Source organism: uncultured Corynebacterium sp., from assembly GCF_902489365.1.
Taxonomy (GTDB): Bacteria; Actinomycetota; Actinomycetes; order Mycobacteriales; family Mycobacteriaceae; genus Corynebacterium.
Window position 1 is genome coordinate 1 of record NZ_CABTZR010000082.1, and the last position, 9,108, is coordinate 9,108.

The following is a 9,108-nucleotide window of genomic DNA, read 5'->3' on the forward strand; positions in this document are numbered from 1 at the left end:
GATCCGGCTTCCGAGGCCCTCATTCAGTCCGCAATCGAGCGTTTGGCTCGTTCGCGGACGGTGATCGTGATTGCGCACAGATTGAGCACGATCCGCAACGCCGACCGCATCCTCGTTCTCGATGGGGGAGCGGTCGCGGAGGCAGGTACCCACGACGAGTTGCTTGCGCGCGGTGGCCGCTACCGGGATCTGTGGTGCGCGTTCGCGCTCGACGACGAACCATCCGCCCCGCGGGGCACTGAATCAGACGATGAAAAGGCGGGGAACCGATGATTCGGGACTTGTGGTCGATGACGGATCGGCGTTCGAGAATGACGCTGGCGTGGCTCATTGCGTTGGCCGCGCTTGCCGCGCTGGCACAGGGTGCGGCGTTCGTCGCGCTGCTGCCGCTGCTGTCGGCTCTGGCCGTGGGAGATGATGCGACGGCGTGGCGTTTCACCGGCGTCATCGCCGGCCTCGCGGCCGCCCATGCGGTGCTGTCCCTCGCCGCGGGGACGGTCGGCAGGGCGAATTCCGCAGCGGTGCTGTCGTCCCTGCTGCGTTCCCTGGGCGAACGCGTGCTGACGTTGCCACTCGGGTACGTCACCAAGTCCACGGCCGGCCGCTTTTCGGAGATGGCGTCTTCGGGCATGGCGTTCGCGGCGTCCGTGCCGCACGTGATCCTGAGGCCCGTCATCGCTGCTGTGGTTGCGCCGACCGTCATCGCTCTCGGAATTCTGGCGGTGGATTGGCGCGTCGGGTTGGTTCTCGTCGCGTCGGCGCCGGTGCTCTTCTTCGCCTACCGGGCCATTGGCCGGGTTGGCGGGGAGTCGGACGAAGCGCACGCTGACGCCGTCGCTGCCGTCTCCGGCAGGCTGATCGAGTTCACCCGCGGCCAGCAGGTGATTCGCGCCGCGGGCGACGGTTCGGCGGCGGACGCGATGGTGGATGAGGCGATCCAGGCCCAACACGATGCGTTCGCGAAGGCGACGTCGACGCAAGGCGCGGCCATCGGACGGTTGGGCTCGGTCGTCCATGCGGTGTTCACGGCGGCGGTGGTCGTCGCCGTGGCGGTCGCCGCGACGGGCGGGATGTCACCGGCGCATTTGGCGCCGATGCTCATTGTGGTCGTCCAGTTCACCGGACCGATCACCACGGCGGGAGCGTTGTCCGGCGGTTTCGGCGCGGGCCGCAACACGTTGGCTGCGCTGCGTGACCTGCGGGCGATCCCCGCCCTTCCCGAGCCTGCCGCACCGGAGCTGCCCGACGGGCATGACGTGGAGTTCCGCGGCGTGAGCTTCGGGTACGGGGAGAAGAAGGTCCTCGACGGCGTCAGCTTCCGTGCGCCTCAGGGAGCGCTGGTCGCCATAGTGGGACCTTCGGGGGCGGGCAAGACGACGGTCATGCGGCTGCTGTCGCGGTTTCATGATCCGGACTCGGGAGAGATCCTCATTGGCGGGGTGCCCTTGCCTCGGATCGGCACCGACGGCGTGAACTCGCTGGTGACCCCGGTGTTCCAGGAGACGTTCCTCTTCGACGCGTCCGTGCAGGACAACGTGGTCTTCGCCGACCCCGGATTCGGTTCCGGGCCCGGCGACGGAGACCGCTTGCGCGAGGCCGCCCGGCGATCCGGGGTGGACCGCATCGTGGAGCTGCTGCCTTCCGGGTGGGATAACCCGGTGGGGGAGGAGGGGACGCTGCTGTCGGGAGGCGAGCGGCAGCGCGTCGCCATCGCCCGGGCGCTTCTGAAGGATTCCCCGGTGGTGCTTTTCGACGAGCCGACGTCCTCGCTGGATGCGGCCACTGAGCGGGCGATTGTCGGCACGATGGAAGCGTTGCGCGGCGATCGCACCGTGATCGTCGTCGCCCATCGCCTGCACACCGTCCGCGATGCCGACCTCATCGTCGTGCTTTCGGAGGACGGGACGGTCGCAGAACGGGGCACGCACGATGAATTGCTGGCGAAGGGCGGCCGCTACGCCGAGTCGTGGACGTGCCGGACGGGAGGCTCCCCGGGCGCCTGATCCTCGTCCGTCGAGGACTATCGCTCCGGTCCGGTACCGGTGCAGTGGTCCCGCCACGCCGTCCCGGTCAGCGGGTCCTCGACGATGCCCTGGGCGACAGGGTCGTAATTGAAGCCGTAGTGCTCGGTGCGGTGGGCGGAGCACACGTCTTGGACGGTGATGTTGGTGACGCCGGGTTCCCGCACGAAGGAGTTTTAGTGGGGGAGCACGGCATTGTCGTGCCGCGTGCCCAGGAAGGTGTACCGCACGCCCGGTCGAGTGATGTCGCCGATGGTCAGCTCATTCAGCAGCATGGAACCGGAGATCTGCTGTTCCCAGGCAAGCGCGTTCGTTTTGCCGGCGTTTCGGGAGTATCCGTGGCGCATCTCGGGGTGGACGTCAAAGCGATCGGCTGCGCTGTGCGCCCGGGGCCCGTGGTTCGAGGCACCGGTACCGATGAGCTGTTCGACGACCCGGTCCCGGGAATGAGGATGACGGGCAATTCACCGTCCCGGGGCGGCACCGGAAGTCGTTGGCGCCGGGGGCACCAGACCGGGCTTGGCCATGGACAGGGCCCGGGCGGCCGCGGGTGAGGTTTGCCGGCGGCCGGGCCACCGGTCGGGAAACCGCCGTCCGACAGCGACGAGGGGATTCTCGTCACCTCGTCGGGGCGTGTTCCTATATAGGTTGTCAACTCCGCGGGTGGGCTTGTTGGGGGTGTGAACGGCTTCTGCTTCGTCTCGTAGATGTTGTTTTGGGTACCTTGAGGAGCCGATTGGGCTTGCTGTGCAATCGGCTTGGATGGGGGTCTGGTGGCTTTAGGCTGCTGCGGCCTCCTGGATTGTGGGGATGTCTCGGTAGAGCTCGCCGTTTCGCATCATGGCGAAGAGGACGTTGAGGCGTCGGCGTGCGAGTGCGACGACTGCGGCGTTATGTCTTTTGCCTTCTTTGCGTTTTCGTTCATAGAATTGCCGGGAACGCTCGTGGAATCTGATCGATGCAAAAGACGATTGCCATAGGGCGTTCTTTAATTTTTGTTGCCAGCGCGGTTGGGCGAATTCGACATAATGGACGTTCCTGATTGATTTGTCCGTGGTGATAGGCCTGCATAGGACGCTAGGTGCGCTGCATCGGGGAAGTCGGACATATCGCCAACAGTCATGAGGATCTGTGCTGCGCTACGTGGGCCGATGCCGGGCATGGATAAAAGAATCTCGGTTTGAGGAATGCCCTGAATGAGCTTGAGTACCACCTGTGCTTCTATTTCCTTGCGATGCTCTAGTTTGGCCGGTGCGTCTTTGGCGGACATTGCTACGCCAAGTTCGGCGTATTCTGCGCCGGCAATGGACACGGTCTGTCCGTGGATGGCAGCAAGCATGGCATCGATGACAGGCTCGGGATTGCGCGCTTTGTGACTGCGCGCAAAGGCTGCTAGGCGTGTTTTACCGATGCGTCGCATCTTGGTGGGGCCACCGTATTTCGCAAGTAGGTGGAGGATCCATTTTCGGTGAATCAATTGGGGCATGTGATGGCGGGGATTTCTCTGAAGGTTTCGTTTTCCCTTGCTGGCGTTCTTTTTGCAGCATTTCTTGTTTGTACCGGCGTTTATCTCACTTGGGGAGCAGTTGGGAAGAGGTTCGCTAAAGTCGACTCTTTGAGCTGACTGAAATAGGAAGAAAGACACACTGATCATGTGTTGCTATGAGGAGTATCCTTCTTATTGCACAGAGTTAATAGTTGTCAGTTAGCGAAAAATTAGTCAGTATTGTTCTCTACTTTCTCAATCTCCCTCCGATTCGACACTCTCTTGAGCCTCTGACAATTGCGGCCACGAGTTCGTGACCATCGAGGTCGATTTCCTTTTGGCGCCGCAATCATAGGCGACGAAGTCGGCAAGGACATCAAGATTTGGGATATCGCTACGGCAGAAACCGTAGAGGAGACCCGCGAGCTGGCTGACGACCTCGGCGCCCGCGTGCTTTACATGCTCAACCGTCTGGGCATCGAACCCATCTCGGAGGATGCACCCCTCTCGGCTTAGCTTTCAGCCGCGTGGGAACTCAGCTGAAGAGTGCGAAACCACTAATCTTGGTTCCTGAATACTGTCGAAAACTGTGTGGAGAACCGAAGATATCGTGACTGCCAACAATTCTGCTGCGTACGAACCCGTACAGCGCATCCTGCTGCCCAAGCGTGGCGAGCCGGTCGACGTCCGCATGCTCTACCTCATCGAGTCCGAGCAGAACCGCGAGCGCCTCAGCTGGAACGACCGCACCTCCGTCACCATCCCGGCGGGCGAGGAAGCCTCCTTCGAGACCTACTTCAACGCTTTCCCGGCCGCCTACTGGCGCCGTTGGTCCCAGCTGAAGTCCATCGTGTTGGTGATGGACGTCGAGGGCGAGGCCAATATCTCCCTGTACCGTTCCAAGCAGGACGGCCAGCGCATCGCCGTGGCTAACCACGTGGTCACCACCGGCCACCACGAGTTTGAGCTGCCCCTGAAGAACTTCGAGGACGGCGGCCTCCTGTGGTTTGATGCCTCCGCCGTCAAGGACACCGTGCTTGCCGACGCCTCCTGGGCCGCCCCCCACGCCCCGAACCCGCAGCTCCTGCCGGATGGTAGCGAGTACCCAGCGCAGGACAAGCGCGTGGCCGTGGGTATCCCGACTTTCAACCGCCCCACCGATGCCGTCGCAGCACTGCAGGCGCTGGCGGAGGACCCAGTGGTGGACGGCATCATCGACTACGTCCTCATGCCGGATCAGGGCAACCAGCACCCGGCAGACGAGCCGGGCTACGACGAGGTGGTGGCGCACTTTGGTGAGCGCTTCCGCGAGTTCCGCCAGGGCAATCTGGGCGGCTCGGGCGGCTACTCCCGCATCATGTTTGAAGCACTGGAGAATACCGACTCGCCCTACATCCTTTACATGGACGATGACATTGCCATCGAGCCGGATTCCATCCTGCGTGCGGTCCAAGCAGCACGTTACGCCGCCAAGCCCTTCATCGTGGGTGGTGAGATGCTCAACCTGCAGGAGCGCTCCCAGCTGCGCACCACCGGCGAGCGCGTCAACCGCGCTGACTTCATGTGGGGCGCGGCCGAGCATGCCGTCTACGACCACGACTTTGCCAAGTACCCGCTGCGCGCCATCGGCACCAAGGAGTCCCGCTTGGACCCGAAGAAGTACGACTCCCGCGCGCTGCACCGCCGCATTGATGTGGAATACAACGGCTGGTGGATGTGCCTCTTCCCGCGCATCGTGGCGGAGACCACGGGCCAGCCGCTGCCGCTGTTCATCAAGTGGGATGACACCGAGTACTCCCTGCGTGCCGCGGCCAACGGCTTCCCCACGGTGACGTGGCCGGGTGCGGCCATCTGGCACATGGCCTGGGCAGATAAGGACGATGCCATCGACTGGCAGGCCTACTTCCACCTGCGCAACCGCCTCATCGTGGCGGCGCTCTACCACGAGGGCGACCCGCGCGGCATTACGCGCAGCATCTTCAAGTCCACGCTCAAGCACACCATGTGCATGGAGTACTCCACCATGGCCATCCAGCTAGAAGCCATGAAGGACTTCCTGGCTGGCCCAGATCGCCTCTTCGACATTCTGGAGTCCTCCCTGCCGCGCATTGCGGATATCCGCAAGGGCTATTCCGACGCGGTCATCATCGAATCCGCCGACCAGCTGCCCCCAGCTACCGGCGCGCCGGGCGTACCCACCAAAAATGTGGGCGGCCGCTTGGGCAAGATCAAGAAGATCCCGTGGCTTATCCAATCCGCCAAGCACCTGGTGAGCAAGGAGAATCGCGCGCACCACGAAGCCCCGCAGCTCAACCTCACCCCGGAAGAGGCCCGCTGGTTCACGCTTTCCCGCGTCGACTCCGCCACGGTCTCCACTGCAGGTGGCACCGGCGTGGCCTTCCGCAAACGCGACCGCGACCTGGCCAAGGAGCTGGTGAGCTCTACCCGCGAGCTGCTCAAGGAAATTGAGGATAACTTTGATGACCTGCGGGCCGAGTACCGCGCGGCCCTGCCGGAGCTGACCTCCCGTGAATCCTGGCGAAAGGTGTTCGATGCCCAGTAAGCTTTCCGTCGCCGAATCCCACGTCCTGGAAAAGATCCAAGATGCGGCTTTCGACGCCCCCGGCGTCCTGCCCACTGCCCGAGCGCTTAGCCACTTCGGTGAGCACGCACTGGGCTGGATGGCCCTGTCCGCGATGGGAGCAGGCGTGAACTACAAGAAACCGGCGGTGCGCCGCCAGTGGGCTTATGTCGGTGTGGGCGCATTTACCGCCCACGCAGCCAGCGTTGTGATCAAGCGCATTGTGCGCCGCAAGCGCCCGGATTATGACTACGTGAAGGTCGGCGTGAAAACGCCGTCTAAGCTGTCGTTTCCGTCGTCCCACGCGACGTCGACAAGCGCGTTCCTCGTCGGCGCCGCCCACGTTATGGGAACCCCAGCGCCGCTCGTGGGCGTGCCGGTCATGATGGCCTCGCGTATGGTGCTCGGAGTACATTATCCTTCCGATACCGCGCTCGGCGCCCTCCTCGGCGCCGCCACCGCAGAGGCCTGTCACCGCTATGAAAGGAAGACCCGATGAGCACCCGACGCGTTGATGACGGCGACCAGAAAGTCTTCCACTCGGAGCCGCACACCTCCGGCATCGATACCGGCCGCAAGCGCAAGCCGCCGAAGAACCTCGCCGATGGCATGGTCAAGGCCCTGCGCCCCAAGCAGTGGGTCAAGAACGTCCTCGTCCTCGCTGCGCCCGCCGCGGCTGGTGCGGACGCGCTGTTTCATACGCGCGTGCTTCTCGACGTCCTCCTCGCCTTCATCGTCTTCTGCATGGGTGCGTCCTCTATTTATCTGATCAATGATGCCCGCGACGTGGAAGCGGATCGCGAGCACCCAACGAAACGTTTCCGTCCTATTGCGGCAGGCGTGCTGCCGATAGGCCTGGCCTATGCGATGGCCGGTGTGCTCATCATCGGCTCGATTGGCCTGTCTTTCCTAGCCACTGCGGGCCCGCAGCTGGCGATTGTCATGGCTATCTATATCGGCCTGCAGCTGGGCTATTGCTTCGGGTGGAAGCACCTGCCGGTGATCGATATCGGCTTGGTGTCCTCCGGTTTTATGCTCCGCACCATGGCCGGTGGCGTGGCTGCTGGCATTGAGCTGTCCCAGTGGTTCCTGCTGGTGGCGGCCTTCGGCTCCCTGTTTATGGCTTCCGGTAAGCGCTACTCGGAGATTCTCCTGGCGGAGCGCACGGGCGCGAAGATCCGCAAGTCCCTGGAGGGCTATACGCCGACCTACCTGCGCTTTGTGTGGACCCTGGCGGCCACCGCGGTGGTTATGTCCTACTCGCTGTGGGGTTTCCAGCTGTCCAATGAGTCTGATGGTCCGGCGGGCGTGTGGTACCAGGTGTCCATGGTTCCGTTTACTATCGCCATCCTGCGCTACGCTGCGGACGTCGACCGCGGCAATGGCGGCGCCCCGGATGAGATTGCATTGGAGGATCGCGTCCTGCAGATTCTGGCGCTGGCGTGGCTGGCCTGCATCGCCATGGCGGTCTATGTCATGCCGGTTATCGGCGGATAAGTACTCACAGCTGTCTCAGTGCTAGACTCTCTCCTCATGCGAAAACCCGATTCACGTACTTTGGCGGCGTTGAGCGCGCTGGCCTCGGTCCTGGTGATCGGGGTTTTCTCTTTCTGGGGAGGATTCGCGCGCCGCTGGATTTCTGATGACGGCCTCATCGTCCTGCGCACCGTCCGCAATCTCGAGGCCGGCAACGGGCCAGTCTTTAACGTGGGCGAGCGCGTCGAAGCCAACACGTCCACGCTATGGCAATACCTCATTCTCCTGGTGCACTGGGTTTCTGATGCCTCTTTGGATTCCATTGCGGTGAACCTGGGATTGCTGCTTTCGGTGGCGGCCATGATGCTCGGCGTGTGGGCGACCTCGCGTGGCATGTATCGTTCCCGCCCCGAAGCCGCTGGCGCGGGGTTGAGTGCCGTCCCGCTCGTCGCACCTGCTGGCGCACTGGTTTACCTGGCGCTCCCGCCTGCCCGGGACTTCTTCACCTCCGGGCTCGAATGGGGTCTGTCCATTTTCTACCTCGCGGCCTTGTGGGCTTCGCTGCAGCGTTGGGCCGAGGGCACCAGTGCTTTGAGCGCCTACTGGTTGGCCTTCTGGGCGGGCCTATCGTGGCTCGTGCGCCCAGAGCTTGCGCTGTATGGCGGGCTGACCGGCATTCTGCTTTTGGCCACGCACCGCAATTGGAAGGTGTGGCTCGGCATCCTGGGTGCAGCCCTGCCTATCCCGGGTACGTACCAGGTTTTCCGCATGGGATACTACGGGTTGGTGACGCCGCACACGGCGGTGGCGAAGTCGGCGTCGGAAAGCGCATGGGCCAGCGGCCTGAACTATCTGCAAGATTTCGTGGGGCCCTACGCCCTGTACCTGCCCGTCATCGTGCTGGCGGCCGCCGGCATCTGGGCTTTCCGTGCGCAGCTGCGCCCAACTGAGCTGCGCAGTTCCACGACGGTGACGTACCTGCTTCTGAGCGCGGTGGTCATCCATGTGCTCTATATCCTGCGCGTCGGCGGTGACTTCATGCACGGCCGCATGCTTCTGTTGCCCCTGTTCGCTGCGCTGCTGCCGGTTTTCGTGCTACCGCTCAAGGGGCTCGTTACCTGGTTGGCTGCGGGCGTGTGCGCGGTGTGGGCTCTCGTCATCGTGCTCAGGGGGCACGACACGGACTGGGATTCCTATGAAAAGACGCTGTCCATCGTGGACGAGCGCGACTTCTGGACCTACGCCACCAACCGTGAGGCAGGCCATCCGCCACGCTCAGCGCGCGACTATCTCACGATGAAGTTCATGAATGGCTACCCGGAGGCGATGAGAAAGCTTGAAGACGGTGATGCCCTCGCCGTCATCTATGTCGAGGATAAAGATGCCGACCGCCTCAACTGGCTCACCGTGCCGCGTGAAGAAGGGCGCGAGCAGGCGCCATCGCTGTTCTTGGTGAACCTTCGTATGACGTCGTCTACTTGAAAGAATGATAGCCGAGCCCAGCACACAATCGAATTGCACACCCCGGCAGTCGAGCGACTGCC

7 protein-coding genes and 3 pseudogenes are annotated in these 9,108 nt (G+C 63.2%); 7 read left to right on the forward strand and 3 right to left on the reverse strand.

Annotated elements, in window-relative coordinates:
* Nucleotides 1-273, forward strand: a pseudogene (locus RDN59_RS10150) (ABC transporter ATP-binding protein); the annotation flags it as partial.
* Between the two features lie 38 nt (nucleotides 274-311).
* Complete coding sequence (locus tag RDN59_RS10155) at nucleotides 312-2,003, forward strand: ABC transporter ATP-binding protein (protein ID WP_308607735.1); 1,692 nt, start codon at nucleotides 312-314, stop codon at nucleotides 2,001-2,003.
* A 17-nt stretch (nucleotides 2,004-2,020) separates the two neighbouring features.
* On the opposite strand, the gene RDN59_RS10160 is transcribed toward RDN59_RS10155, so the two are convergent.
* The 3 genes and pseudogenes from RDN59_RS10160 to RDN59_RS10170 all read right to left on the reverse strand — a co-directional run.
* Nucleotides 2,021-2,188: a hypothetical protein gene (locus RDN59_RS10160; protein WP_308607736.1), complete on the reverse strand. Its 168-nt coding sequence runs from the start codon at nucleotides 2,186-2,188 to the stop codon at nucleotides 2,021-2,023.
* A gap of 9 nt (nucleotides 2,189-2,197) precedes the next feature.
* Nucleotides 2,198-2,368 carry a hypothetical protein gene (locus RDN59_RS10165; protein ID WP_154762578.1) on the reverse strand — a complete coding sequence of 57 codons (171 nt, stop codon included), beginning with the start codon at nucleotides 2,366-2,368 and terminating at the stop codon, nucleotides 2,198-2,200.
* A 432-nt stretch (nucleotides 2,369-2,800) separates the two neighbouring features.
* Nucleotides 2,801-3,501: pseudogene (locus RDN59_RS10170) on the reverse strand (transposase); the annotation flags it as partial.
* 363 nt (nucleotides 3,502-3,864) lie between these two features.
* On the opposite strand from RDN59_RS10170, the pseudogene RDN59_RS10175 reads away from it, so the two are divergent.
* The 5 genes and pseudogenes from RDN59_RS10175 to RDN59_RS10195 all read left to right on the forward strand — a co-directional run.
* Nucleotides 3,865-4,023: pseudogene (locus RDN59_RS10175) on the forward strand (protein tyrosine phosphatase); the annotation flags it as partial.
* Between the two features lie 94 nt (nucleotides 4,024-4,117).
* Nucleotides 4,118-6,070, forward strand: a complete 1,953-nt coding sequence (locus RDN59_RS10180) for a glycosyltransferase (RefSeq protein ID WP_308607737.1) — start codon at nucleotides 4,118-4,120, stop codon at nucleotides 6,068-6,070.
* Nucleotides 6,060-6,587: a phosphatase PAP2 family protein gene (locus RDN59_RS10185; protein ID WP_308607738.1), complete on the forward strand. Its 528-nt coding sequence runs from the start codon at nucleotides 6,060-6,062 to the stop codon at nucleotides 6,585-6,587. Before RDN59_RS10180 ends, RDN59_RS10185 begins: the two co-directional genes overlap by 11 nt.
* Nucleotides 6,584-7,585: a decaprenyl-phosphate phosphoribosyltransferase gene (locus tag RDN59_RS10190; protein ID WP_070673340.1), complete on the forward strand. Its 1,002-nt coding sequence runs from the start codon at nucleotides 6,584-6,586 to the stop codon at nucleotides 7,583-7,585. The genes RDN59_RS10185 and RDN59_RS10190 overlap by 4 nt, the downstream gene beginning before the upstream one ends.
* A gap of 36 nt (nucleotides 7,586-7,621) precedes the next feature.
* On the forward strand, nucleotides 7,622-9,046 hold the full coding sequence (locus RDN59_RS10195) for a hypothetical protein (protein WP_308607739.1): 1,425 nt from the start codon (nucleotides 7,622-7,624) through the stop codon (nucleotides 9,044-9,046).
* The last annotated feature ends 62 nt before the right edge of the window (nucleotides 9,047-9,108 follow it).

What these genes read in the sequence shown, in the direction of transcription:
- RDN59_RS10190 (WP_070673340.1), top strand. Translation starts at nt 6,584, where the DNA reads ATGAGCACCCGACGCGTTGATGACGGCGACCAGAAAGTCTTCCACTCG.
- RDN59_RS10195 (WP_308607739.1), top strand. Translation starts at nt 7,622, where the DNA reads ATGCGAAAACCCGATTCACGTACTTTGGCGGCGTTGAGCGCGCTGGCC.
- RDN59_RS10155 (WP_308607735.1), top strand. Translation starts at nt 312, where the DNA reads ATGACGCTGGCGTGGCTCATTGCGTTGGCCGCGCTTGCCGCGCTGGCA.
- RDN59_RS10165 (WP_154762578.1), bottom strand. Translation starts at nt 2,368, where the DNA reads ATGCGCCACGGATACTCCCGAAACGCCGGCAAAACGAACGCGCTTGCC.
- RDN59_RS10185 (WP_308607738.1), top strand. Translation starts at nt 6,060, where the DNA reads ATGCCCAGTAAGCTTTCCGTCGCCGAATCCCACGTCCTGGAAAAGATC.